17 protein-coding genes and 1 tRNA gene are annotated in these 26,345 nt (G+C 48.5%); 9 read left to right on the plus strand and 9 right to left on the minus strand.

The genetic code is table 11. The features are described 5' to 3' along the window. Window positions 1-3: 3 nt before the first annotated feature. A complete protein-coding gene (locus KDN34_RS02425) occupies window positions 4-894 on the minus strand; it encodes a DUF3530 family protein (protein ID WP_212595356.1) in 891 nt (296 codons plus the stop codon). 102 nt (window positions 895-996) lie between these two features. After that, the gene (rapA, locus tag KDN34_RS02430; RefSeq protein ID WP_212595357.1) at window positions 997-3,903 is read right to left on the minus strand and encodes an RNA polymerase-associated protein RapA; all 2,907 of its coding nucleotides are present in this window, start codon (window positions 3,901-3,903) and stop codon (window positions 997-999) included. A gap of 314 nt (window positions 3,904-4,217) precedes the next feature. Here rapA and KDN34_RS02435 point away from each other — a divergent pair, with 314 nt between their 5' ends. The 3 genes from KDN34_RS02435 to KDN34_RS02445 all read left to right on the plus strand — a co-directional run bounded on the left by KDN34_RS02435 (window position 4,218) and on the right by KDN34_RS02445 (window position 11,884). After that, complete coding sequence (locus KDN34_RS02435) at window positions 4,218-5,612, plus strand: PhoH family protein (RefSeq protein WP_212595358.1); 1,395 nt, start codon at window positions 4,218-4,220, stop codon at window positions 5,610-5,612. A 117-nt stretch (window positions 5,613-5,729) separates the two neighbouring features. Then, window positions 5,730-9,422: a response regulator gene (locus KDN34_RS02440; RefSeq protein ID WP_212595359.1), complete on the plus strand. Its 3,693-nt coding sequence runs from the start codon at window positions 5,730-5,732 to the stop codon at window positions 9,420-9,422. 65 nt (window positions 9,423-9,487) lie between these two features. After that, window positions 9,488-11,884, plus strand: a complete 2,397-nt coding sequence (locus tag KDN34_RS02445; protein WP_212595360.1) for a zinc-dependent metalloprotease — start codon at window positions 9,488-9,490, stop codon at window positions 11,882-11,884. A 4-nt stretch (window positions 11,885-11,888) separates the two neighbouring features. Here the strand turns inward: KDN34_RS02445 and KDN34_RS02450 are convergent, their stop codons facing one another. After that, window positions 11,889-13,697, minus strand: coding sequence for a protein kinase domain-containing protein (locus KDN34_RS02450; RefSeq protein WP_212595361.1), 1,809 nt, complete (start codon window positions 13,695-13,697; stop codon window positions 11,889-11,891). A 204-nt stretch (window positions 13,698-13,901) separates the two neighbouring features. Here KDN34_RS02450 and KDN34_RS02455 point away from each other — a divergent pair, with 204 nt between their 5' ends. Then, the gene (locus tag KDN34_RS02455; protein ID WP_212595362.1) at window positions 13,902-14,246 is read left to right on the plus strand and encodes a hypothetical protein; all 345 of its coding nucleotides are present in this window, start codon (window positions 13,902-13,904) and stop codon (window positions 14,244-14,246) included. Between the two features lie 90 nt (window positions 14,247-14,336). Here KDN34_RS02455 and KDN34_RS02460 read toward each other — a convergent pair whose 3' ends face one another. Further along, the gene (locus KDN34_RS02460) at window positions 14,337-15,467 is read right to left on the minus strand and encodes a porin (RefSeq protein WP_212595363.1); all 1,131 of its coding nucleotides are present in this window, start codon (window positions 15,465-15,467) and stop codon (window positions 14,337-14,339) included. 531 nt (window positions 15,468-15,998) lie between these two features. Here KDN34_RS02460 and tcdA point away from each other — a divergent pair. The 4 genes from tcdA to KDN34_RS02485 all read left to right on the plus strand — a co-directional run bounded on the left by tcdA (window position 15,999) and on the right by KDN34_RS02485 (window position 19,672). Beyond that, a complete protein-coding gene (gene tcdA / locus KDN34_RS02465; RefSeq protein WP_212596494.1) occupies window positions 15,999-16,793 on the plus strand; it encodes a tRNA cyclic N6-threonylcarbamoyladenosine(37) synthase TcdA in 795 nt (264 codons plus the stop codon). A gap of 92 nt (window positions 16,794-16,885) precedes the next feature. Further along, window positions 16,886-18,112, plus strand: a complete 1,227-nt coding sequence (gene pepT, locus KDN34_RS02470; protein ID WP_212595364.1) for a peptidase T — start codon at window positions 16,886-16,888, stop codon at window positions 18,110-18,112. 136 nt (window positions 18,113-18,248) lie between these two features. Further along, on the plus strand, window positions 18,249-18,860 hold the full coding sequence (locus KDN34_RS02475; RefSeq protein ID WP_212595365.1) for a superinfection exclusion B family protein: 612 nt from the start codon (window positions 18,249-18,251) through the stop codon (window positions 18,858-18,860). A gap of 725 nt (window positions 18,861-19,585) precedes the next feature. Next, window positions 19,586-19,672, plus strand: a tRNA-Leu gene (locus KDN34_RS02485). Window positions 19,673-19,863: 191 nt separating this feature from the next. Here the strand turns inward: KDN34_RS02485 and KDN34_RS02490 are convergent. From KDN34_RS02490 to KDN34_RS02510, 5 genes are all read right to left on the minus strand, one after another. After that, complete coding sequence (locus tag KDN34_RS02490; protein ID WP_212595367.1) at window positions 19,864-20,265, minus strand: DUF2787 family protein; 402 nt, start codon at window positions 20,263-20,265, stop codon at window positions 19,864-19,866. 78 nt (window positions 20,266-20,343) lie between these two features. After that, complete coding sequence (locus tag KDN34_RS02495; RefSeq protein ID WP_212595368.1) at window positions 20,344-20,859, minus strand: hypothetical protein; 516 nt, start codon at window positions 20,857-20,859, stop codon at window positions 20,344-20,346. Between the two features lie 23 nt (window positions 20,860-20,882). Beyond that, window positions 20,883-22,931: an AAA family ATPase gene (locus KDN34_RS02500; RefSeq protein ID WP_212595369.1), complete on the minus strand. Its 2,049-nt coding sequence runs from the start codon at window positions 22,929-22,931 to the stop codon at window positions 20,883-20,885. Continuing rightward, window positions 22,925-23,857, minus strand: coding sequence for a tyrosine-type recombinase/integrase (locus KDN34_RS02505; RefSeq protein WP_212595370.1), 933 nt, complete (start codon window positions 23,855-23,857; stop codon window positions 22,925-22,927). Before KDN34_RS02505 ends, KDN34_RS02500 begins: the two co-directional genes overlap by 7 nt. A gap of 166 nt (window positions 23,858-24,023) precedes the next feature. Further along, a complete protein-coding gene (locus KDN34_RS02510) occupies window positions 24,024-24,728 on the minus strand; it encodes a hypothetical protein (RefSeq protein WP_212595371.1) in 705 nt (234 codons plus the stop codon). A 303-nt stretch (window positions 24,729-25,031) separates the two neighbouring features. On the opposite strand from KDN34_RS02510, the gene KDN34_RS02515 reads away from it, so the two are divergent. Beyond that, window positions 25,032-26,330 carry a hypothetical protein gene (locus tag KDN34_RS02515; RefSeq protein ID WP_212595372.1) on the plus strand — a complete coding sequence of 433 codons (1,299 nt, stop codon included), beginning with the start codon at window positions 25,032-25,034 and terminating at the stop codon, window positions 26,328-26,330. Window positions 26,331-26,345 lie beyond the last annotated feature (15 nt).

The raw sequence follows: 26,345 nt of genomic DNA on the forward strand, positions 1-26,345 counted from the left end.
CCTTTAGCTGCTTGTTTCTGAGGTTACCTTGGCGGTTTGCGCACCGCTGCTGCCAGTAATGCTGCTGCCCATCTGATTAATTAACTGCAGGCAACGTTCGTATGCAGTCTGTTGCGTCAGGTCGAGTGCTAACAGTCGCTGGCGCGAGCGATATCCAGGATGAGCTTCAAACACCTGCTGCCGCTGTAGTTGCGTGCGAAGCGATGCACTATTCGCGTCACGGGATTGTAAATCGAGTACAGTCAACGGCAATTTAGCCAATTGCGCTGGGATCTCGGAATTAGCCGCAGACGGCTCATTATACGGATTAATCAGCACTAATAGATCCGGTTTAGCGATGCCTTGGCGGGTGAGCAGGTTCAACACTAACGCTGCAGAGGCCCCTTCGGCAATCAGCAGTTGTTTCCCGGCAAAGGCTTGAGCGGAGGATTGCAGTTGCGTTAGCCCTTGTCGCAGATAGTCTTCTTGGCTTTTCTGTAGTTGTTGCCAGTCTGCATCGCTACGTTTACTCAGTGTCGAGTTTCCTGGCGGCGGCGTTTTGCCATCACCGGCTTTGCTGACTTCGGTGGCGGCAGTGGTAAAGTTAGGTTCCTGCGGCTGCGGTGGTGGTGTCAGGCTAAAGGTGGTCCAGCCGGACAGGTTGAGATTTTGTCTTAAATAGTTCAGCAAACCGGGTGACATTGCTTGCTGCCCTGGTGGCGGAATGATGATGACACTACCGCGATGAATGCGGTATTGCCACTCACGAGTCAGCACCGTGGCCGGTTTACTGTCAATCTGGATCTGGCTGATCTCAGCCTTGTCAGCGTCAGTCGCAGGTGCGGACGCTGCCACTAACGGCAGTGCCGGTATGGCCGTCAGCAGTAATGACCACAGTGCGTAATGTTTGAGCAAAATTGTCCCCGGGCGGCGAGAATCTGGTCTCATTATAAAAGGATTATGCCATTCGCATAGTGCGCGCACGCGTAAAAAAGCCCGCAGCGGCGGGCTTAGCTGTTACACGTGACTGACCAGTACTAATCTGATGGCGTCGAGCTGCAATTGACAGTTATCCAGATAGCCATTGAGTTCTCGTATCTGTTCCCGCAGGTATTCCAGTTCATCTTCACGAATATTGGGATTTACCGTCTGTAACGCTTCCAGGCGTTCCAGTTCACTCAGCAAGCTGGATTCCATCTGTTGCCGGGCTTGTTGTATCAACTGTGCCATTGCATCCTGTCCATGTTGCTCTCCTTTGGCCAGCAACGGGTGGAGCAATGGCTGTGAAGCATTTACCAGTTTGCTGCCAATATGGCGATTTACCGGACTCAACTGCCGTTCCCATTGGTCATAAGTCACTTTACTGGCCAGATTATTGCCATCTTTATCGAGCAAGACCCTGATAGGCGTTGTCGGCAGATAGCGGAAGAGCTGACTGGCTTTCGGTGCGGACGCATCAGCGATGTAGATTAATTCCAGAAAGAGAGTGCCAGCAGGCAAGGCTTTGTTTTTTAATAGCGAAACGCACGTTGTCCCCGTATCCGAACCGGTGACCAGATCCAGACCGGTTTGTACCAGCGGATGCTCCTGAGTGATTAAAGCAATGTCATCACGCGACAACGCGGTGTTGCGGTCAAAGGTCACGGTAATCCCATCTTCTGGTAATCCCGGATAAGTTGGAAACATCATGTGCTCACTCGGATGCAGCACTATGGTGTTTTCGCCTTTGTCTTCCTGATCGACACCGATCACATCCCACAAGCGGATAACCGAACCGATCAGTTGGGTGTCATTGTCCATCTCTGCCAGTTGCCAAGCCAGCGCTTTGGCGCGATCACCGCCGTTTGAGTTGAGTTCCAGCAATTTGTCCCGCCCTTGTTCCATTGCCTGTTTCAACTCTTTGTATTGCGCCCGCACGCGATTGAGCAGACTGGTCATGGATTCGTCATCAGCATGGACAAGTAACGGCAACAGTTCTTCAGAAAATTCCTTGAATAGGATATGGCCGACCGGACAGGTTTGCTCAAAAGCGTTCAGTCCCTGATGGTACCAATCGAGCAACCTTGATTGCGCGCAGTCTTCGATATAGGGCAGATGGATCTGTACATCATTTTGTTGACCAATACGGTCCAGACGTCCAATCCGTTGTTCCAACAGATCAGGATTCAGTGGCAGGTCGAATAAGACCAGATGGCTGGCGAACTGGAAGTTACGACCTTCTGAGCCGATTTCTGAGCAGATCAGCGCCTGTGCGCCACCTTCTTCTTGGGCAAAGAAGGCACCCGCCTTATCGCGTTCAATGATGGACATGCCTTCGTGGAACACGGTGGTCAGTATCCCTTCTCGGGTGCGCAATGCTTCTTCCAGACTCAATGCGGTTGCCGCCTGGGAAGTGATAATCAACACTTTCTTGCTGCGATGATTTTTCAGAAATTCGATTAGCCAGTCGATCCGCGGATCAAACTTCCACCATGCCGCTGATTGTTCATCGAATTGCTGAAACAGCTTTTCCGGTGTCAACATAAGGCGGGCTTGGGTCTCATCTGGCAAGTTGCGATTCATGGTCAGCGCTACGCGCATGGCCGTTTCATATTGCTCGGGCATCGGCTGTGGGTAGCTGTGGAATATGCGCTGCGGAAAACCTTTTACTGAGGCTCTGCTGTTACGGAACAGGACTCGCCCAGTACCGTGCCGATCCAGTAATTGCTGCAGCAATTCATCGCGCGCTTGTTGCTGTTGTTCTGGCGCAATATTGTCTGCCTGGATCAGTTTTATGGCTGGAATAATATCTTTTTCCGCCAGCAGTTCGGTCAGAAGTTCAATCGCATCATCGGGTAACTTGCGACCGCTGGCAATGGCATCCGCGGCGGTTGCTACCTGGCGATAATCCTGTTCTTCTTTGATAAATGCCTGATAGTCGTAGAAGCGGTTAGGATCGAGCAGCCTGAGTCTGGCAAAGTGACTTTCATGCCCCAACTGATCGGGGGTTGCGGTGAGCAGCAGCACACCAGGTATTACCTGTGCTAACGCCTCAACAATCTGATACGCACGGCTGGGTTTGTCGGCTGTCCATTCCAAGTGATGCGCTTCATCTACCACCAGTAAATCCCAGTCGGCATCCAGAGCCTGGTCAAGACGGCGTTTTTGTTTCAACAGATCCAGCGAACAGATCACCAACTGTTCGGTGTAAAACGGGTTGTCGTGATCGGCGAACGCTTCCACACAACGCTCTTCATCAAACACGGAAAAGCGCAGGTTGAAACGGCGTAACATCTCGACTAACCACTGATGACGTAAGGTGTCTGGTACCAGAATGAGTACCCGTTCGGCTCGACCGGTCATCAATTGCTGGTGGATGATGAGGCCCGCTTCAATGGTTTTCCCCAGACCTACTTCATCGGCCAGTAGCACTCGAGGGGCATGGCGCTGACCCACTTCAGAGGCAATCCACAGCTGATGCGGGATCAAACCGACCCGCGGACCTTGCAATCCGAGCATCGGTGAGGTGGCGAGATCATGCCGCAGACGTTGTGCCTGATAACGGATCCCAAAACGATCCATGCGGTCTATCTGGCCGGCGAATAAGCGATCCTGCGGTTTATTAAAGCGAATGTTATGGTCGAGTAAGGTTTCTCTGAGGCAGACTTGTTCGCCACTGTCACTATTGATGCCATGGTAATGGACTAAATCATCAATTTCTTCGGTACGCTGAATTTCCAGCGTCCAGCCTTCATGGCTTTTGACTTTGTCACCGGGGTTGTAGATCACGCGGGTCAGCGGGGCTTCATTTCGAGAAAAAATACGGTTTTCTCCGGTTGCCGGAAATAGCAGGGTGACCATCCGGCCTTCCAGTTGCACAACTGTGCCCAATCCAAGCTCTGATTCCGTATCACTGATCCAACGTTGACCTAAAGCGAATGGCATTTTTAACTCTTTTCCTCGGCGCCTATTGAAGGGCGCGTATGTTATATCAATCCGATTATAATACCAATCCCGCTAGCTGCCGTTCGACCCTCAGTTAATTGCCTACTTTTTCAATGATGTAAATTCTGTGTTAAAAATTCTTCGGGCGAAGCGATTGTCATCCCGAAATAATGGTGACAGTATAAAAACTGAACCCGACATTCGGGGGACGCCTTCAACCCACCTCTGCACAGGAGCCTCTGACTTTATATTCGGGCGTAACCCGCCAATACAAAACTACAAAGACATAATGCAATGACGCTTATGGAGGCGCTATGGAACAAGACGACAGGAAATTGTTTGTACTTGATACCAATGTTTTATTGCATGAACCCTTGGCGATTTATTCATTTAAAGAGCACGACGTGGTGGTCCCCATGACGGTGCTGGAAGAGTTGGACCAGATCAAAGACCGTAAGCGCGATGTCAGTCGTGATGCCAGAGTGGCTATCCGGGCGTTGGAAGATACTCTGGGTGGTGATATTACGCCGGAACAGATTATTAACGGTGTGCTGCTGCCAACGCGTGAAGGCCACAGTGACGCTACCGGTACCCTCGCGATTTTCCCTGATCATCAGATTGAATTCACTATCGGCGCCCTGCCGGGTGATAACAACGATAACCGCATTATCAACACTGCACTCTATTTGCAAAAGCTGCATCATCCCCGTCCGGTCGTACTGGTCACCAAAGACATCAATATGCGTCTTAAGGCCAAAGGTGCGGGTATGCTGATGGTCGAAGATTACCGAACCGACCAGCTGATTGATGATATTCGTTTCCTGTCCAAAGGTTTCCACGAATTTGAAGGCAATTTTTGGGAACACCTGGAGCGCGTTGCGACCGAGCGTCATGGCCGGCAGACCATCCATGATGTGCCGTTAAAGGATCTGGGTGACGATATTTTTTACATGAATCAATATCTATTGGATGCGGAATCCAATTTTTGCGGTCGGGTCGTCGGGCGTTCAAATGATTCTCTCAGCGTGTTGGATCTCGGGCGTGATCGCTTGCTGAATATGGAAGCCTGGGGAGTGCGACCTAAAAATATTTATCAGGGCATGGCATTGCAGGCGTTGATGGACCCGGATATTGATTTGGTGATCCTCACCGGCCCGGCGGGTTGCGGTAAGACGTTGTTGGCCATGGCGGCGGCATTGGAGCTGGTGATTGAGCGTAATCAATACGATAAGGTCATCGTCACTCGTAATACGCCAGAAATCGCAGAGTCCATCGGGTTCCTGCCTGGGACCGAAGAGGAAAAAATGGCACCGTGGCTTGCCGCCATTACTGACACGCTGGAAGTGCTGCATAAACATGATGTTAACCCTGCAGGATCGCTGAATTACATCATGGATAAAGCCAATATCCAGTTTAAATCGATTAACTTTATGCGCGGTCGTTCAATTCAGAATGCCGTGGTGTTGCTGGATGAGTGCCAGAACCTGACCGCCTCGCAAATCAAAACCATGATTACCCGCATGGGCGAGGGCACTAAACTTATCTGCTGCGGTAACCTGGCACAGATTGACTCCAACTATCTCACCGCGGTGACTTCCGGTTTGACCTATATCGTTGAACGGTTCAAACAGTTTGAAGGCAGTGCCAATATTTATCTCAATGGTGTGGTTCGTTCCCGGTTAGCGGAATTTGCTGAAGAGCAGTTGTAAGCCTTTGTAATCGTGTGTAAGGCCTCGAGTGAGGCCTTTGTTTTACACGGTAAACTGCTATCATAGTGGCAGTTATCTGCGCTGTGTCGAGTCAACAGCGTTGTCCAAGGGTAAGGGATGAAATCAATAGAACCTGAGCTTCAGCTTAAGTCACCTATCCAGAAAAATTATAACCGCGCGGTATTTTACACCTACATAGGTGTGATAGTGCTGGCGTTGCTGACCGCTTGGGGGTTTTACGAGCGCCAGAAAAATGAACAGATGCAGTTACGTGAGGAACAAGTGGATCGTCACGTCATGCAGATTGATCTGTTGCTGGAATCCAGTATTCGCGCCGTCAAAAGTCTCCGAGATATTGCTGTTGACCACTTGCGTTTAGCAGAGCAAGTGCGCAAACAATGGCTGCCCAAATATGAGAAATTTAATGAAAGCGGGCAGTATTTCACGCTAGAACCCTCCTACGCCAAAAGTGGCGAACCGTTTACCAATATGGGGCGCATTACCGGTATTGGTTCGCTTGATGGTCGCAGCGAAAAGTTCTATCAGGAACTGGAAATGTTGTTTGAGCTGTCGCTGTCGTTTCCCGTTGCCAAAGAAGCTGCGCCTAAAGCCTCCGCGATTTATTACATTTCCAAGCGGCGGATGATGTCCTATTACCCCTGGCCGTCAGACGATGTTCGTTTCCGTGATGAGTTACTGCACCGCCAACAGTTTCAGTTAGCGACGCCTGAAATGAACCCGCAGCGCAGTGTGTTCTGGAGTGAAGCCTATGTGGATGCGGCGGGTAATGGTCTGCTGACGACGCTGGGCGTCCCAATCTACCTTGATGATGATTTTATCGGCTCTATCAACCTGGATATGACCTTGGCGTCGTTGGCGCGGCAGATCCGGCTGTATTTTAAAATGCCCGGGACGGTGATCCTGCTCGACCAGGGTAATAACATTCTGTCGCACAGTGACTTTGATACCTCCAGTATCAACCGGGTGTACCACATCAGTCAGCGCATTCCGGCGGAGCTGCATTCATTGCCGGAATCAGAACTGTTTGATGCCCATGAAGGCATGATCCGTAATGGCTATTACATCTACTCTGTGGCGCTGCATAACGCACCTTGGCGTTTGCTCTACCTGCAGAACGTAGATGACATGTTCTCGGACTCCTTTGAGAAACTGAAAGCCACCTTTTTCCTGGTGGTGCTGGCCCTGTCGATACTGGTGACCATAGTGCACTGGCAGACCAGGCGCTCATTTGTCAGTCCGGCGTCGCGCTTATTGAATCATCTGGAAGCCTGTTCACAGGCACCGCAAGAACCGCCGAAAAAGATCAATCGCGACTGGCTTCCCTGGTTTCAACTGGTCAGCCGCATTTTTGATGAGAACCAGCAATACACCAAGCATCTGGCGGAGCAGAACAAACGACTGGATAAACTGGTGGCGCGGCGTACTGAGCGGTTACGTGAAACGACTGAACGCCGTGAACAGGAATTTGCGTTGCTGCGCTCATTACTGGACTCGATTCCCGAAGCCATTGTGTTTAAGGACAAAGAAGGCAAGTACCTCGGTTGTAACAAGGCGGCTGAACGGGTGCTGGGGTATACCGAAAGCGAAATGATCGGGCTGTCGGATCAGGATCTGATCCCGCCGGAGATGTCACAACGCATCAAGCTGGAAGATACCAAGGTATTGCAGGAACGGACGCCACTACGCTATCAGGAAAAAGTGGAACTGGCGGGGCGGCCAGTGTTGCTCGATACCTTAAAACTACCGTTTTACAACCGTCGTGGAGAACTGCAAGGTCTGATTGTGGTGTGGCGCGATGTCACCCGCGAGTATGAATCGGCCGAGCAGCTACGGTTATCAGAAGAACGTTATCATTTGGCGATGGACGCGGTAGAAGATGGCTTGTGGGACTGGTATCTGGACTCAGAACAGATCATCTGTAACCCCTCTTTCTACACCATGCTGGGCTATCAGGCGAACGAGTTTCCCGCTTTGGTTTCTACCATTGATGAATTAACCCACCCGGATGATCGGCAGCGGGTTCAGGACGCGCGAGAGCAGTATCTTCAGGCGCCGGTGGGAACCTATGAAGTGGAATTCCGTATGCGCGGCAAGGGTGGAAATTATCATTGGGTTTTGGCTCGTGGCCGGGTGGTGGAGTTCACCAGTAACGGTGATCCTCGACGTATGCTGGGGACCAATAAGGATATCACGCGCCATAAGAGCACCGAATTGGCGTTGCTGGAAGCGAAAAAAGATGCGGAGCTGGCCAACCTCTATAAGAGCGAATTCTTAGCGAATATGAGCCATGAGATCCGTACGCCGATGAATGCCATCATCGGTATGCTGCAGTTGGCGCAGCGCACCAGTCTCACGCCTCAGCAACAAGATTATCTGGAAAAAGCCGGTTTCTCGGCGCAATCCCTATTGCGGATTATTAACGACATTCTCGATTTCTCTAAAATTGAGGCCGGCAAACTGGAACTGGAAAAAGTGTCATTCCAGCTGGATAAAGTGCTGGAACACGCGCTGGATCTCAATGCCCTCAAAGCGCAGGAGAAAGGCATTGAACTGCTGTTATATGCGCCGGTGACCGCCGGGCTGATCCTCAAAGGCGATCCGTTACGACTGGGGCAAGTGTTAGTCAACCTGTTGTCAAACGCCGTGAAATTTACTGCCGATGGCGAGATAGAGCTGGGCTGTGAAGATGTGGGAGAACGTGATCACCGCATAACCTTAAAGTTCTGGGTGCGTGATACTGGCATTGGTATTGAACCGACTAAGCAGAAGCAATTGTTCGATGCTTTTGCGCAGGCTGATGGTTCGACTACGCGCAAGTATGGTGGTACGGGGCTGGGGCTGTCCATCAGTAAACATCTGGTGTCGATGATGGGCGGTGATTTGCGGGTACAGAGTGAGCCTGGTGTCGGCAGTATCTTCAGTTTTACTGTCAGTTTTGAAATGGCCGAAGAGACCACCGTAGCGCCACTGTCAGTGCCTGAGCGTCTTAATAATCTGCGTACGCTGGTGGTGGATGACAACCCCTCGGCATTGCAGATATACGCAGCGCAGTTACGTGATTTCCATTTTGATGTAGAAACTGCCGCCAGTGGTGCCGAAGCCCTGTGTAAACTCGAACAGCACCCCTATGATCTATTGCTGATTGATTGGAAAATGCCAGAGATGGACGGCCGGGATGTTGTCATTGCCATGGATGAAATGGTGGTGAACGGCAAACTGACCAAACGACCTGTCGTCATTATGATGACTGCCTATTCGGCGGAACCGATGGCGCAGGAGTTGGGCAATACCAGCGTGTTTGCCCTGTTGCAAAAGCCGTTTAAGTCATCAGCACTGTTTAACGAAATTATCGCGGCATTTTCGGAAGCACCAGAACTTAATGTGGTGAAGGAACTTCCTGCGGCCGAAAGCGGCGATAAACGCGGTTTAGTGCTGCTGGTAGAGGATAACTTAATCAACCAGCAGGTTGCCTGCGAATTGCTTCGTAGCGGTGGTTATGACGTTGATGTGGCCGAAAACGGTAAAGTGGCGCTGGAGATGGTGGCTCAAAAAGGTTACGACGCAGTGCTGATGGATATTCAGATGCCGGTGATGGATGGGTTAACCGCGACTCGTGAACTGCGAAAGCAGTACTCGATGGAACAGTTGCCCATTATTGCCATGACGGCTCATGCGATGTCGGGTGATAAGGATAAGAGTCTGGAAGCCGGTATGAATGCCCACATTACCAAGCCGATTATGCTCAATGAGTTGTTCGACACACTGGGTCATTGGATAAACAAGACTTGAGATAAGCGGATCAATCCCTTAACGTTGATGCCACGGATGCCTAACAACTAAATCGGGGACGTGGTATGAAATCATGGTCGGGATTGCTGTTTTGCTTATTGCTGCTGCCGCTGGCGGTGACTGCAGCCACTGACAGCAACAGTGTTTTGCGCACGAGTCATAAAGCTGAAGGGTTTATCAATCTCTATTTCGATAATGATAGCGGTCAGCTTTATCTCGAAGCTAATCACCTTAACCAGCCCCTGTTGTTGCTCACCAGTCTACCGCAAGGTGCGGGTTCCAATGATATTGGTCTGGACCGGGGCCAGTTAGGCAATACCCGTCTGGTGCAATTTGAACGCCAGGGCCCCTTCATCTTATTAAAGCAGCTCAATACGCATTATCGCGCCGATAGCGATAATCCATTTGAACAACGGGCGGTGAAGGAAGCCTTCGCGGATTCCGTGTTATGGCAAGGAAAACTGTTACCGGGCACCCGTTTATTAGTGCCTATCAATGAGCTGTTGCTGACGGATTTACATGGCATTCAGCAACAACTGAAAACTACCGGGCAAGGCCATTATCATCTTGACCCCAGTCGCTCGGCGATTCTGCCAAAATCCGTCAAGTCTTTTGCACGCAACAGCGACGTCGACATTCAGCTAACTTTTGCCGCGGATAAGCCGGGTTCTCAGGTGGCAGATGTCGCCCCTGACGGCCAGTGGTTGTCAATGATGGTGCGCTTTTCCTTTATCGCGTTGCCAGACTCTGGTTATCAGCCGCGGCCTTATCATCCAATGAGTGGCTTCCTTTCAGATGAATACCGTGATTATGCGACGCCGATTGATCAAGATATTACCAAGCGTTTATTGTTGCGACATCGGTTGCAGAAAGTGCATCCAGGCCCGGCCCCCAGCGAGGTGGTTAAACCGATAGTTTATTATCTGGACCCCGGCGTTCCAGAGCCGATCCGCAGTGCCTTGCTGGAAGGTGGCCGCTGGTGGTCGCAAGCATTTGCCGTCGCCGGTTTTCTCAACGCATTTAAAATGGAAATGCTGCCAGATGATGCTGATCCGCAAGATATTCGTTACAACGTGGTGCAGTGGGTGCATCGTGCCAGCCGTGGCTGGTCCTATGGTGCGGTCGTCACCGATCCGCGAACTGGTGAAATCATTAAAGGCCAAGTAACCCTCGGTAGTTTGCGGGTGCGACAGGACTTACTGATTGCACGTGGGGTGACTGCGGGTTGGAACGACCGGGCGGCAGCCGACCAGGCGTCAATGGCCCTGGCACTGGCGCGGATCAGACAATTGGCCGCTCACGAAATTGGTCACACGCTTGGCCTCAGCCACAATTTTGCAGCGTCCACCAATGACAACGCCTCGGTGATGGACTATCCGCACCCCTATATTCAGTTGACTGATGGGCAGATTGATATCAGTCAGCCTTATCGAGAAGGCATCGGGGCGTGGGATAAGTTTGCTATCACCTATGGTTATGGTGATTTCGGTGACGCTGCCGCGACAAAAAAGGCGCTGGCACAGCTGTTACAACAAACGCAGCAGCAAGGATTACGTTACATAGCCGAAGCGGATTCGCGACGCGCGTCCGCCGGTAATGCTTGGGCCAGTTTATGGGATCGAGGGAATGATCCGCTAGCTGAACTGGCGCGGCTGCAAGGCGTGCGGCAACAGGCGCTGCAACAGTTTTCTGCTACAGCCTTACTTCCCGGGCAACCCCTGGGCGAACTGGTCGATGCGTTGGTGCCGGTCTATTTGCTGAGCCGCTATCAGGTGGAGGCGGCAGCCAAATTTATCGGTGGAACGGATTACAGCTACCTGGAGCGCCGCGATAATGGCAGCTGGCATTTCATGACGCCTGAGTTGCAGCAACGAGCACTGAAAGAAGTGATAGCCACGTTAGATAGTGATTCACTGTATTTGCCGACCAGTCTCTACGCCAAATTGGTGCCTAAAGCCGGTGATTATCAGCGAACTCGTGAGAGCTTTGCCTCCGCGCTAGGAGTGGCAAACGATCCGCAAGCGATGGTGGAAGCCTTCAGTCGCCATGTGGTCGGGTTATTGTTACAAAGTGAACGTCTTAACCGGGTAGATCAACAAGCCAGCCGTGATAACGAGCAGGTGTCAATACCACAATTGCTGGACCAACTAGCGGCAAAAACGCTGCTGGCTAATCTACCCTCCGGAGATAAACAAGCGGTGGCGATGCGTGTCAATGCAGTGGTTTTAGACGGTGTACTCGATGCTTTGGATAACCCCGCTTGTCGTCCTGAAGTCCGGGCGCAGATCAGTGCTAAGCTGGCGTTCTGGCAGCAACAGTTCGAGCGTAAAGAGAAGCGCGTCACTGCTTTTGAAGCGGCTCATTATCTGCAGATGCAGCGGTTGATAGCACAACACGACAAATTTCCCACTAAACGGATGATCCTAACGCCGGTAAAAATGCCGCCAGGGTCACCTATCTGATGCATTAACAGCGTCTGGGATTGCGTGGGTAAAAGCGCTCCGGACGCCGTTCCAGATGGGAGAATTCACGGGTGTTTTTATAGGGGAGTTTCATAAAACCGGAAACTCCCTGTCCTTGAATTTTATCAACATGCTGCAGGATGCGGTCCAGACCGGCACGAAACTGTGCCTGTTTGCGCGGATTCAACAACCTAAGGTAACTGTGTATTTTCAGATGGGTTGGTAATGCTTCAAAGATGATGCAGCCTGTGTGGTGAATATGGTTAAGTCGTTCTAGTTCAGCCATAATTTCTGCTGGCAACTCCAGATTTTCATCAGGATCTTTACCATCCTCGAAATAAGAATGCAGGCGCGATTTATCTTCCAGCGTTGGCACCTCGCCAATCTCGAAGGGCAGTTGCTGACCATCATGACATTGGAACGGCGCTTCAACGGAGCTGCGTTCCAGATGCAATGTGTCTTTAGCGTTGAAGAAGCAGGCTTTAAAAATGCCGATTTTATGGATCCCACGGGCGAGCGTCACCATGTTGTTGACCGCCTGCAACAATGCGGGTTTCAACGATACATCGTACAACGCCAGATTGGAGTCGATATATATCCCTTGTTCGCGCCAGTGAATCGCGAGCCCACCAACAATCGGGTATTGCCCCAGCCTGCCAACGGCCGCAATAAATCCCTTTTCGGTATCGCCCATGCCCGCCAGAAAATTACGATAATATTTTTCCAGTTGTACATCCTGCGGAAATGGCTCGGCAGACCCCATATTGCCCTGATGACTGCGTAAAAATGACTTTCGAGAACTGTAGCTGACAGTTTCTACATCGCGATGTTGTGGTTGCACCCAAACCGGTATGTCGCCAATCTGCTCCATTGCGGGTACTGGGGGCAGCAACAGATAATGGCTGTATTGCATGCTCCGCAAAAAGTAATCGCCGGCGCGCTGACGTAATAACGGATCATCGCTGAGCATGCCTTCCAGAGTACGGGCAAGCTCCATCGGTAATCCCAGACTCGTGGGCGGGATCACTCGTGAACCAAAGCGGCTCGCTTGTCCAGACGCCAATGCATACAAGGTCGCCGCCACACCCTGCTCGTCGAAACGCGGACTGGAAAGGGCGCCGTTGAGTTGTTCTTCACCAATAAAATACACATCGCCCATGCGGGCATTGGTATGTTGTTGATCGCACGAAAGTAACTCCATGACATTGGCGTGTGCTGGCTGGCCATCGGCTTCGTATTGCGCAAATACAGCGGAACCCCAATCGATCAACGACAGCTTATCCTGTTGTGGGTCATAGATCAGATTTGACGGTTTGATATCACCGTGAACCAAAGGTCTGCCGCGTCGCAGATAAAGCAGTAGATCTGCCAGTTGCCGGGCAATACTTAGAATTTCCTGTACTGGCAACGCGCCAGTGCGTCGGCAGCGTTGATCGAGGTCTTCACCGGAAGCACGCGCCATCACCATAATGCCTTGTCGGCCAACGCGTTGAAATTTTATCAGCGCTGGAACATTAGGATGATGTACCTGTGACAGGATAAACGCTTCTTCTTCCAACCGGTCCTGAATATTTTGTGGCAAGGTGATGCGCGAAAACTTAAAGACGTGTTCCTCTCCGTAGCGGTTACGGCCGGCAAACACAAAACCATAAGCACCTTTACCGATAAGTTCTGGCGCTGCATAACCCAGTTTGATCAGTTGTTGATGACATAAGCGGATCCATGCCCGGTGCTTTCTGGCATCATCGGCTTTGAGCAGATAAACCGATTGCTCTTCCGAAATGTAGAAGTGCTGTAGTTCCGGGGCTTGCAACGGGATGCTCCAACGTCGGGTAATAGTGTTATCTACGCACTTAAACGACAGGCTGTCTAGTGGGCAAGTCTATATAAGCGAGATCTATATCAGATTTATGTGTACCTATCGCATCTGATTTTTCGACACTTTGATATATGTCAAAAATGGCGAAAACAGTCGGGGGTAATCTGTGTGTAAAATGCAACGTTATCGGGAGGCGTTATGCCCGAGCCTGACAAGCGCGAACTCATCGCGTTATTTGAGTATGCCAGACCCAGAATTATCCAGTCGATGGAGCTGCGCCATTGCCCGCATTCGGGCTTTTACAACCCTGTTGATGATGAGTGTACCTTCTGTCATCAGGGGATGGAATGTGTCTGGATGAATCGCAATGATAATCTTGTTGCTTTGGAAGAGAAGTCCATCGAAGAGCTGAAACAACAGCTATTGATGGCGGTGGATTTTGTCGACGCTAATCTTACGCCGCACCATTTATCACGGCGAAAATGTGACTGTGATAACTGCGCCTGGTTGCGTAAGGTGGAAGAAACGCTGGCGAGATACTGATGCTGTCCAGTGTTGATACACTCTGTTGAGAATATTGATAGGCAATAAAAAGGCGACCATCAGGTCGCCATTTTAGTATCCGAAATCGGATTAGAAGTCGTAACGAACACCGACAGAAACTACGTTGTCGTCATTCAGATCGATCTTAGAACCAGCTAGCTTGTAGTCACCTTCATAATGAGCATAGTGACCATACAACAGTGTAGTTTTAGCCACTTTATAGTCAGCACCAACGATGATGTTAGAAACACTTACATCACTTATAGCACGGGTTGTAGCATTATTTGCTTTCATAGTTGTGCTTTTGGTTACCTGGTCACCGTTAGAATCAACGGTTACATAAGTAAGCCCTGCGGCATTACTGAAGTAACTACCAAAGCCACTATCATCATAGATATATTCAGCTTTCAGGTTTACGCCGTTCAGGTTATAAGCAACGTTCACCAGGTAAGTGCTGCCATCTAGGTTGCTATTCAGTACACTTTCAGATTTCTGATACAGGCCGCCAACTTTAAACTGCTCCAGTTTAACCTGACCGACTACACGGTAAGCATCAATACCATTGATACCTTTGTTGTAAGCCGCTGCCGCGTAGTAGTTCTGCGCTTTGAAGCCTTTATCGCCCAGAGTCGCACTCAGTGCGTACTGGCTGCTGCCATCACCGGCAGACGTAGTTGCGTTGTTATCATCAAACTGATAGTTGGCATTCAGGGTCAACACGTCAGCGATTTTTGGAGAGTAGTAGAACACGCCATCAGCTACACGGCTCTGAGCCTGCAGCATACGATCCATATCCGCGTTGGTGTTACCGAACAGGTCGATGCCACCTTCAGAGTTTTTGAATACGGTATCTTTACGGCCGAATACTGCAGTACCTGCAGCAGTTTTGAAACCAAAGAATGTATTACGAGAGTTAAATACAGTTGAGCTACCAGTGTTAGAAGTGTTTTCAAAGCCCCATTCGCCTTGGTAAACAATGTCTACACCATCAGCAATCTTTTCAGAGCCTTTAACACCCAACCATGAGAAGTTATTTTCCAGATAAGTACCGCTGTCACCTTTAGTAACGCCAGCAGTGTCACCCTGCAGGGTGTCGCTATTCTGGGAGTTAGTGATCATCAGGTCGAAACGACCGTAGAAAGATGGACCATCAGCCAGTGCACCGAAAGAGGCAGCTGCCAGAACAGTAGCGACTGACGCAGAGATAAAACTTTTCTTCATGTATGTGCTCCCTAGAACCTAAGTTCTATTCCATTTATTTATGGTTTTGCTTTTTGTGTTCCTGGGCCAATCCCGGGCGTCCTGCTCAAGATAAAGCTGCGCCGATTTTTGCAGTTTTAATTTTTAAATATTGTGGCGCAGATCACACTTTATGCCCCGGCGGCATGGAACTTTTTCAAAAAAGTGAAAAAAGCTCGATTTAGTGGTTAAAAAAAAAGCAGTCGTTTATTTTTACGTAACCTCCTGAGGCTCCGGCAAAAACGTATCGACATGGCAGTATACCTATCTCTATCTGTTTTCGCCGTTCAACTAAAGGATAAATTAGTTCTAGCTGATGTTTGAAAAAAGTAAAAATTTTTAGTGAATAAAATCCATATGTTAATGCAGACCATGTGATGCACGCGAGACAAGGCCTGCAAATTTGTGGAACAATTATAAAAGTTAAATGAGCTCAGCAATTTTAAACGCTTTTCGCCTTTTTGATTGTGGGAGCGAGTGCGAGTGTTCAGGGATCTTATCTTGTCAGCAAATATGTTCGAATCAGAAAGCTATCAACAACGGTTTGGTGGTATTGCCAGACTCTATGGCGTAACAGCGTTACAGCGATTTTCCGAAGCTCATGTCATGGTGATAGGCATTGGCGGTGTGGGTACCTGGGCGGCAGAAGCGCTGGCACGCAGTGGTATTGGGCAGATCAGTTTGATGGATTTGGACGATGTCTGTGTCACGAATAGCAATCGACAAATTCATGCATTGGCGTCAACGGTGGGTCAGTCTAAAGTCAATGTGATGGCGGAACGGATTAGCGAAATCAACCCGCAATGTCAGGTGACAGAAATCGAAGATTTCATTTGCGCCGATAATTTGCCGCAATATTTAGCACCCGAAAGGGCTCCTGATTACGTGGTGGACTGTATTGACGCGGTGAAACCTAAAGCGGCCTTGATAGCTTGGTGCAAGCGTAACAAAATTCGTATTGTCACTGTTGGCGGTGCTGGGGGACAGGTGGACCCAACACTTGTGGAAGTGACAGACCTGGCAAAAACTTTCCAAGACCCCTTACTGGCAAAAGTCCGCAATTTATTACGCCGAGAGTACAACTTCAGCAAAAATCCCCAGCGTCGGTTTGGCATTGACGCCGTGTTCTCCAGTGAACAACTTAAGTACCCGCAATTGGATGGTACCGTGTGTAGTAATAAAGAAGGGGTGACTGGCAGTATGCGTATGGATTGTTCCGCCGGGTTCGGTGCGGTTACTGCGGTGACCGGTACCTTTGGTTTTGTTGCGGTCAGTCGTGTGCTGTTAAAGCTGGCCCAACATGCCTGATACGTTAAAACCAAAAATATGATCTAAATCTAATGTATGGAAGTCGGTTGTGCTAGAATGCAGCCACTTTCTTGCACTAGGTATAAACGACTATGCAAAAAGCTCTGCTCACTCGATTTTTGCGTTACGTGCAATCGGATACTCAGTCCGATCCCAATAGTCTTTCTATCCCAAGTTCTCCCGGCCAAAAGGTCTTTGCTGCAACCCTAAAGCAGGAGTTGCTGGAGCTTGGTTTCAGCGATGTTTTTTTAAGTGATGCTTGTTGCTTGTATGCCCGCGTTCCTGCCACCATCGCGGATATTCCGGTTATCGGTTTTATCGCACACTTGGACACCTCACCTGATTACAGCGGTGCCAATGTAAAACCGCAGATAATTCCAGATTATCAGGGGCAAATTATTGCGCTGGGGGACAAAGAACAGCTGTCTCCAGAGCAATTTCCAGATTTGCTGCATTATCTCGGCAAGACACTGATTACTGCTGATGGCTCTACGTTACTTGGCGCTGATGACAAGGCGGGTATTGCTGCGATTATTACTGCTATGCATTATCTGTTGCAGCATCCAGAGATCCCTCATGGTGAAATTGCAGTGTGTTTTACCCCAGATGAGGAGATTGGGCGCGGTGTTAAGGGTTTCGATCTCGAACATTTTGCGGCGCAGTGGGCCTATACCGTTGATGGCGGCGCGGTTGGTGAACTCCAATTTGAAAATTTCAATGCAGCAACTGCGGTGATTACTGCCCGTGGCAATGCTTGCCATCCGGGGAGTGCTTTCGGTGTCATGGTTAACGCTATGACCATGGCCTGTCGCTTCCATGCCAAAATGCCGTTGCACGATACTCCAGAACATAGCAGTGGCTATGAAGGCTTTTTCCATTTGGTATCTATGGAAGGTACAACTGAACAGGCCAAATTGGTGTATCTGATCCGCGATTTTGACAAAGTGCAGTTTGAGCAACGCAAGCAATGGTTACAGGATCTGGTGCAGAAATATAATGACGAACTGACAAGTGGCAGCTTGGAAATCGCAATTTCTGACAGTTATTTCAATATGAAAGAAGCGGTGATGCCTACACCTCATGTGATTAACATTGCTTGCCGGGCAATGGAGATGGCGGGCGTTACTCCGGACATCAAGGCTATTCGCGGTGGTACTGATGGTGCCCAATTGTCCTATCGTGGCTTGCCTTGCCCCAACTTATTTGCAGGCGGTCATAATTTCCATGGCAAACACGAATACGTGTGTCTTGAATCGATGGAACAAGCGGTAGCGGTGATCATCAATATCGCCAAGCTCACTACACAACGTTACGACTGAGCCCCATCATATTTAGCCAAGATGCCGACCAATCCGTCGGCATCTTTTATGGTTAAGCATCATCCTTTAATGCAAAACAATGGCACCAGATTTGCTTTCGCTTAGATATTGCAAATTTTTGACTGCGGATATCACCATGAAGCGATTCAAACTCACCTTACCGAAAACATTCAGTGTACGTGGATTACTGTTAGGTACCGCGCTTTGGGGCATATTGCTGACAACGTTGTTGCTGTTTACGCCATCACCGTTGCTGCATTTGGTGAATTTGGATTTATGGGTTGCTGACAATGGTCATTATATTGGGTTAGGGCTGTTATGTGCGGTAGCTTATATCGGAGCATTGATCGTCAATTTTTTGCTGGATGAAGCGATACATTACTTGCAAGGGCGTCGGGTTGATGACGCTATTGAAGAAAAGGTGTTATTACTGGATCCGGCTGAAAGAGCCTTGTTGCGTGAATTTTTCCTCCAGGGAAGTGCGGTGTTAACCATGCCTAAAGAAGATATGGTGGTACAAAGTCTGCTAAACACGCACATATTGGAATGTGTCGGAAATGAACGTCATTACGCCATTCAAGGACCCACAGCGGATTTTAAAATTTCGATGAAAGCTCGTCGGCATCTGAATCGTCGGGTACTGAGATTGCCTGCGGGCGAACTTAGCAAAGAAGATATGCAGCACTTGATGAAAGCGCGGCCTCAATTCATCAATAGTCTGGCTCAAGTACGTAAGCACGCAGCGTAACGCGTGATGAACAACAAAAAGGGCAGCGCGATGCTGCCCAAATCACTTCTAGTGTCACTCGCAGAAGGAATACGAAAACTAAGTCTTAGCAGACTTTACAATCAGCACCCAAGACAGGTAACCGAGTAATCCAACGGTACCAAGCAGCACCAGTGTGGACAGTAGACCCAGGGGAGTTGTGAACATAACATCTAGGTCAAACCATTGAGTCATTCACGTGCTCCTCTTATCGTAAAGTCAGCTAAAAAGTAGTCAATGTTGCGTCGACATAACCTGATCATGATCAAGAATTCGCCTAATACGTGTTTTGAAGAAGGCTCATTTATTTCAGTATCTGCGCTCGATCAAATTTTCAGCATCAATTTCCTGCACCAAAGTACCATCGGAAATGTGATTCAAAGTCTTTAAAGCCTAAAAATTAGGCCGCGACGTCTTAAATTTAAGCACTTGAACCGCATTTTATGATAGTGCCTTTGAAAGCACTTGCGATTGTATAGCGCCTAGGTATAATGCCGTCCGTACCGCTGCTAACCCTCAAGGGGATGCAGGGTAAATAAGTAAGATCCAATGCCAGAGTGGTGAAATCGGTAGACACAGGGGATTCAAAATTCACTGTGCTTAGCTAGAAAAGCTAACTAAGGTATTGATTTACAAAGTAAGTTCGATAGAATTTACACGCAAAATCCTTGCAAAGATTTGCAAAGTTTTTGAAGCTACAAAGTTGTGCCAGAGTGGTGAAATCGGTAGACACAGGGGATTCAAAATCCCCCGCCCTTAAAAGCGTGACGGTTCGAGTCCGTCCTCTGGTACCATCTCCTAGCGAGATAATAGGCCGACGATAAGTCGGTTTTTTTGTCTCCGTTTCCAGTGCTTATCCTTTCCTTGTTCCACAATATTCTGGGTACAACTGTACGCAGCATTCATCTTCCGATGTGCTGGTCGGCTCCAAACTTTGCAAGAGAATTAGTGATATCTAAGGCGGGCTTTGGGATGGTTTGCCTGTCTAATTGGGTGTCACTTTAATGGTGAAAACGCCCATCTCCCAGTAGCTCAAAAAGTTGGGTTCCCACATCTCATACATGTCACGTCCTGCCCTGATAGGGAAGTACCCATACAAGGTCTGAAAAGTGGAGTAACTGAAGTCAAAATCAATGGCTTTGGTCAGCTCGGCAAAGTACCCGGTTCCCACGTAACAAAACTCCGTGATGTAACAGAGTCGCCAATGATCTCGGTGGTGCTCCAAACGGATCTCCACCGGATGAAATCCCCCGTTTTCGGCACTGTAATTCTCATCGCGGAAGTTGATGGTGACGCTGTAGCTATCAATATCTTTCACAAGTTCCGCTAACTTGGTGGCAAAGGTATCGGATACGGGTAAAGGGAGGTCGGTATTAATGGTGAGCATCTTCTTGTCCTTCATAAAAAGGTAAGGGGAACGCAATGGTTCCCCCTCTCTATGGTCTTGGTGTAGCGATGTGAGTTGTTACTTACCGGGCTTGGCAGTCTGTTTCTCGGTGGTGGTTTTATCTGTACTAGATTTCTCGTTAGCAGCCGTTGTGTCAGCGCTAGCCTTTTTGCCAATCTTGGGGGCTGGGGCGAGTAACTGCTCGTCCAGTTCGCCTTTCTCCACCGCATCAATCACTACCTTGATGACTTCCGGTAGCTTGGCCTTGTCACCGACATCAATAGCCGGACAGCCCTTTTGCAGCTCCACTGGTTTGTTGCTAATCCGCACCTCAAAGTAGTAGTGATTGTTGCTGTCATAGAACCATGGACGGACGATATAACGGCGACGGATTTTCTTGCGTTCGCCCGTCTCGGCATCCTTTACTGAACGCTCCTTGTAGGCTTCAAACTCCCTCCCTTCAATCATGCACTCGGCCAGTGATAGTTGCTGCTCCAGCTTGTCGAGTAACTTCATACGTTTACCTAATACGGGTGGCTTAGGGGCAATTTCAGGGCGAGCGATAACCTTGAGCGAACTCAATACAGTAGTCATGGTGTGTTTCCTATGGTTGGGTGTTAACGGATAAATCCGATACGGGGTTTCCCTTGCTTACGGCTGTTCTCGGCACCAAGTAAAGCGAGGGCTGTAGCGCGGTGGTCGCGCTTAGGTTCAAAGCGTTGGCGTCTTGCCAAGATGGCGAAGTCACCGGGGGTTAACTGGTTTAGGGTGTTAAGGGTGGAAATCTCAACATGGGTCAGGCGCTTAATGCCAAACACCTGTCGGTACAGTGCTTGGCGTTGCTCACTAGTGAGATAGTCACACTCCAACTTGAAATCGAAACGGCGCATCACTGCACTATCAATACTGGCAAGGGCATTGGTGGCAGCAAACACAGGCATGTTATTGCACTCAAGCTGAGACAGTAGCTCGTTCACAAGCTGCACCTCATACTGCGCATGCGCGCTCTCGCGCTTGCTGAGCAGACTGTCGACTTCATCGATGAGCATCAGCTTCTGCTGCTTATCTGCTTCTCTGAACAGTCTAGCGACGTTCTGCTCGCTGTCTCCGACATACTTGCTGAGTACATCAGAGCATTTGATGTGCATCAGTTCATAACCGTGCGTTTCTGCTAAGTGATGTACCCATGCCGTCTTACCTGTACCGGGTGGACCACTGAGCATGACCCGAATGGGCATCGCCTGTTCCACGGCATAGTTAATCGAGGCCAGTATCTCAGCGGTTTGTTCGGTACTGGTTGCTTGCTCTTTTACTATTTTGAAGTTCACCAGACTGTCATCAAACACCAACTCGCCCTGGTACTTGGGTAATGGTGCGTCTTCCCCGCAAGCTTCTAAGGTTGCCTCAATCACTTCATCCAGTATGGCTTCGGCCTTGGTGCCTTTAAGCTTCAGTGTCGTTGCCACATGCACGGCATTGCCTACCATGGCCGGAGTGACATTGGGTTTCTCGGCCAGCAATAATCGATACTCATCCGATACCTTGAGCGATGTCAGCAATTGCTGACTCATGGCATAGGCAAAGGATTCCTCCGGTACTGGCACTTCCATGACCAACTTAAAGCGGCGGATAAAGCTTGGCTCCAGCAACTCCGCATGGTTGGTTATCCAAATAGCGGGTACTGGGTTTTGCTCCAACACCCGCATCAATCCTTCCTTGGTGTAGTGTTCATCGGCCTGTACAAACAGGCTTTCACATTCATCGACCAGTAGCAGACTGCCACTGCTACCCGAGAGTAACCCTTGCAACAGGTTTAGATACCCCAGACGTTGTGAGGCCGGGTCTCGGGAATGAAATGCTCCTACCAGTTTGCCTTCTTCTAGGCGCAGACTTTGCACTTCCAGCAAGCTACGCTGAACTGAATTTGCCAAGGTTCGGGCTAACTCAGTTTTCCCGGTTCCCGCTTTGCCATAGAGCAGGATATTGACACCGACAGTTGGCTGTTTGGTAATGGCAGATAGGTAGTTAGCCAGTAAGTCAGTGTTCACATGCCCAAATTGCGACAGGCTAAATTGGGCTTCCCGGCTCTGACAAATGAGCGGAGCCATCAACTGCTCAGCACTGGTAAGCGGCTGTTTCACCAGTATAGGTATCAGCGGTACGGGTAACTTCATCAAATAGGGGGTGACAAATGACACTTCCTCTATTAACTGGCACTTGGCAAGCTTATCCAGTTGCTTAATGATGTCCTCGCTATCAAGACCACTCTTGGCAACCAATACCCGCTCCAGTACGCCCTCGTCATCATCCAGCAGGACATCGGCGATGCTTCTCAGTCCGAGGTTAGCGTTCATCACAATCACAAATGCCACTACGGGTTGCATCTGTAAAGGCAGCCCAAACAACTGACACAGGAACTTGGCATTTTGGGGCACGGTGTTGCTCGCAGTCGGTGCTCGGTCTTCGTTAGGAATAAGGGCTAATACGTCATCCAGTGAATATTGCTTGTGACGCTCAACCTTCTCCCCGGTCATGGATTCCACCATTGAAGAAGAGAATTTTCCTTCTCTGGTAAAGGCCGCACATATCAGTGCTTCACCATAACAAGAGGCCAGATAGTGGCAGTACTGTGCACGCCATAAACGCGATTTGCTGCGTTTCAGCATGACGACCTCCCGCCACGACGTTTAGGCTCAGGAACATAATCCAGCGTCGCCGCCGCTTCCCGCATAAACGCATCACCACGCTTGTCATAGATGGTGGTGGTACTGATGTCGGCATGACCTGCCATCTGGCGCACAGTATTGATATCAACGTTCTGCTCCAGTAGCCGGGTAATAAAGGTGCGGCGCAGGTCATGAGGAGAAGCGCCTAACACACCAATCGCTGATAGTTTGTCTTTCACTAGCCGATACAGGGTGTCACTGCTGACAGGCTCATCTACTGCGAATTGCCCGGTGATGGTACACTTACAAATGAGATACCCTGCTTGGCGGCCACGCAGCTTTAGCCATGCGCTAATGTGTTGCTCAACCCAAACAGGTAAGAACAGCACCCGGCTCTTGTTACCTTTCCCGGCCACGACCGTGATGGTCGAGGTGCTACTGTCATAGTCAGCCATGGTCAGCGCCGCCAACTCACTGCGTCTAAGCCCAGTGCCTAAGAACAGCGCAAAGATAGCCAGCGTTCGCAGACCATAGAGACCTCTGCGCTTACCCAATAGCTCAAATAGCTGTGTCACTTGTGCGGCATTTAGCGGATTACCTTGATGCGCACCATGCTTCATGTGCGTAATGCTGGCGATATGTGCCACCTGCTGCATATCGGCTTTACCCATGAGCGCAGCGACTTTGACAATGCTCTTAATGGCGGTCATGGCGCGATTAATCGAACGTGCCGACCATTGCTCATGAATGAGTAATGCCCGTATCTGCATCGCTTGTTGGTAGTCAATGCTGCTCAGTTGCTTACCCATTGTGACGTCCGGCCAGTCCATCAGCCGCGCAATACTGCGCATCTGCGAAGCAATCGAGCGCTGACTATTGGGCGCAAGACGGCTCAAATACAGCGCATAAGGGGTCGCTGTAGTCATGTAAATAACTCCAGTTAGAAGATGAGTGAATTTGTTGCTATATGATTGAAATAGAAGGGAATAGTGATGCCACTCTGTAAGAGTATGGTATCACAAATGCGGCTGTTTTTCAGCCGCTATATTTGACACGGTATTAAGATGTAGAGTGGTCAAGGTCTTTCAAGTCTTATGTAAGAGAAGAGCATTGTTCAATGGAAACAGATTCACTCTTCACAGCGACATCTTTCTTCTTGAGTTGACGCTTTTTCTTCTTTCTACTAATCCATCGGCCTGAAAGATCTTTTTGGCACATACCCTTACACAACCTTATGTGCCTCAACTTTGCTCGATAGCTTGTTTTCTTATTTGCTTCAGGGGGGCTATAAGTGTTTGCAGGGGTTATATCTGTGACGGTAATGTATCCGAAGCCGTGTAGGCGACGAACTAAGTTGGTTATCCCTTGTGGCGTAAGATTCATTCCCATGCTGGTAGTTAGATGAATTAATGATGGAAAATAGCCTTCCTCATTGGTATAGCAAATATCCTGTTTAAACGAATCATTGGAGCCAATCACCAAGAATTCCCTATAAATTCCATTCTCTATAATTCCTTCGCCATATTGATTCGCAGGACAGAAGTTGCCTGAAGATGTCGAGAATACCTTTCCACCATCCGCTAACTCTTCATGGAAATAGAGTGCCAATTTAACATCTTGTAAAGTTAAGTGATTGTTAAATAGAACGTTTAATATGTATGTGTCACTTCCGAAGTTAGCCAGTTTGTGAAAGTCAAACACGCCACTTGATGTTAATACGCTGTGCTTGAGGAGAAGCTCTCTAGCAGTATCTTCACTTACAAGTTTCACTGGATGGTCAAAAGTACCTATGCGCATGAAAAGCAACCAATCATCTGGCTTAAGAATAATTTTACATTCTTATGATAAATTGGGCAAACAATATCACTGCTGAAGCCCATATTTGGCAAGGCTTGCGCAAAAATTGATGCGAAACATAGGTGTTAATACTTGAAAAAGTTGTATGAAACGGGCTGCTTTATGTGGTGAGTAATGTTAATAAAAACAAGTGGTTAAGTTGGTTTTGTTGTCAGGAATTTCTTTTCGGTAAAAGTAGATGATGAGTTTTTGAATAATTAATTTATCCAGAGAGGCTGGATGGCTACTTTAAGGAATATTGAAATGAAAGATTATGAAGAAAGCTTGCGCCCTACAGATACATCAGAGGCTACTCCACAAATTGAGAAATGTCTAGAAACCAATGCAATGTCAGGCACTTTAACGGATGGCAATATGCCTTTGCATGAAGTGAAGAGCGAAATGATGGGAAAACATGATAAACACATCGAAAGTGATGCTGTTAATACGGAAGTATTTACCACACAGAAATCTGACAGTCTAAAAGCAAAAATTGATGACTGTGATGCAATTGGACTAGGTAATCCAAAATACCGTCCAACTCAGGAAGAAGTGGAAAAAACGGTAAACAATATTTGCATTCTCTGGTCAGAATTTAAATATTATCTATATCTAGTGTTTATCCATGAAATGTATAAGCGTAAACCGTATAATTGTAAAACGATTTCTGAGTTCGTATCAAAACACTTGCAGGTATCACGTGCAACAGTTTATAGAGCTATAGTTGAGATTAGTGTAAATATTGCAGTTTATGATGAATATGATTGGAAACATCCTAAAATCAATAGCAATATTTGTCAGAAACTTAATCGTATTCTTCAAACTCAGTCAGTGTATGTATTGAAAATTTTTTGGCAAAATTTGAATAAAAAATGTGATGGTAATATTACGGCAAAATTAGTTGAGCAAGAAATTTACTATCTAATGCGGTTTGGACATTATTCAGATGGTGATACCCATAAAGATGATTTAAAAATTCCTTCGCGCTTTAAACCTATTAATATTCAGAATTTTGAAAATAAGTATGATGAAGGTTCTCCTATAAAATCTAATAAGAATTACAATCCATATGCTAGTTTTTCAGGTGAATCGGATGATGAGCCTGAAGATGAATCGGATGATGACTTTGAAGATGAATTGGATTTTGAGTTTGAAGATGAATTGGATGATGAGCCTGAAGATGAATCGGATGATGAGTTTGAAGATGAATCGGATGATGAGCCTGAAGATGAATCGGATGATGAGTTTGAAGATGAATTGGATGATGAGCCTGAAGATGAATCGGATGATGAGTTTGAAGATGAATCGGATGATGAGCCTAAAGGTGAATCGGATGATGAGCCTGAAGATGAATCTGAATTTGGTGAGTTAGAATACATTGTAAATGCCGTGATTAAAGATTCTATCGCTCATACATTTGGAGGTGTCTACACAGCCATAACTGGCAAATGCATTGACCTTCTCTTACATATGCACCCGGCTGAGTTGATAGTGATTGTTGAATGTGCAGAGCAGATTTTAGCTAAACGAGAATCGTATTTGTCTCAACTTGAGACAGATTAACTCTTGCCAAACCTA

The organism is Shewanella yunxiaonensis (assembly GCF_018223345.1).
Lineage (GTDB): Bacteria > Pseudomonadota > Gammaproteobacteria > Enterobacterales > Shewanellaceae > Shewanella > Shewanella yunxiaonensis.

Excerpts from the sequence above, each read along its gene's own strand:
- rapA (WP_212595357.1), bottom strand. The coding sequence starts at position 3,903 with ATGCCATTCGCTTTAGGTCAACGTTGGATCAGTGATACGGAATCAGAG.
- KDN34_RS02435 (WP_212595358.1), top strand. The coding sequence starts at position 4,218 with ATGGAACAAGACGACAGGAAATTGTTTGTACTTGATACCAATGTTTTA.
- KDN34_RS02440 (WP_212595359.1), top strand. The coding sequence starts at position 5,730 with ATGAAATCAATAGAACCTGAGCTTCAGCTTAAGTCACCTATCCAGAAA.
- KDN34_RS02445 (WP_212595360.1), top strand. The coding sequence starts at position 9,488 with ATGAAATCATGGTCGGGATTGCTGTTTTGCTTATTGCTGCTGCCGCTG.
- KDN34_RS02455 (WP_212595362.1), top strand. The coding sequence starts at position 13,902 with ATGCCCGAGCCTGACAAGCGCGAACTCATCGCGTTATTTGAGTATGCC.
- KDN34_RS02460 (WP_212595363.1), bottom strand. The coding sequence starts at position 15,467 with ATGAAGAAAAGTTTTATCTCTGCGTCAGTCGCTACTGTTCTGGCAGCT.
- tcdA (WP_212596494.1), top strand. The coding sequence starts at position 15,999 with ATGTTCGAATCAGAAAGCTATCAACAACGGTTTGGTGGTATTGCCAGA.
- pepT (WP_212595364.1), top strand. The coding sequence starts at position 16,886 with ATGCAAAAAGCTCTGCTCACTCGATTTTTGCGTTACGTGCAATCGGAT.
- KDN34_RS02475 (WP_212595365.1), top strand. The coding sequence starts at position 18,249 with ATGAAGCGATTCAAACTCACCTTACCGAAAACATTCAGTGTACGTGGA.
- KDN34_RS02490 (WP_212595367.1), bottom strand. The coding sequence starts at position 20,265 with ATGCTCACCATTAATACCGACCTCCCTTTACCCGTATCCGATACCTTT.
- KDN34_RS02495 (WP_212595368.1), bottom strand. The coding sequence starts at position 20,859 with ATGACTACTGTATTGAGTTCGCTCAAGGTTATCGCTCGCCCTGAAATT.
- KDN34_RS02500 (WP_212595369.1), bottom strand. The coding sequence starts at position 22,931 with ATGCTGAAACGCAGCAAATCGCGTTTATGGCGTGCACAGTACTGCCAC.
- KDN34_RS02505 (WP_212595370.1), bottom strand. The coding sequence starts at position 23,857 with ATGACTACAGCGACCCCTTATGCGCTGTATTTGAGCCGTCTTGCGCCC.
- KDN34_RS02510 (WP_212595371.1), bottom strand. The coding sequence starts at position 24,728 with ATGCGCATAGGTACTTTTGACCATCCAGTGAAACTTGTAAGTGAAGAT.
- KDN34_RS02515 (WP_212595372.1), top strand. The coding sequence starts at position 25,032 with ATGAAAGATTATGAAGAAAGCTTGCGCCCTACAGATACATCAGAGGCT.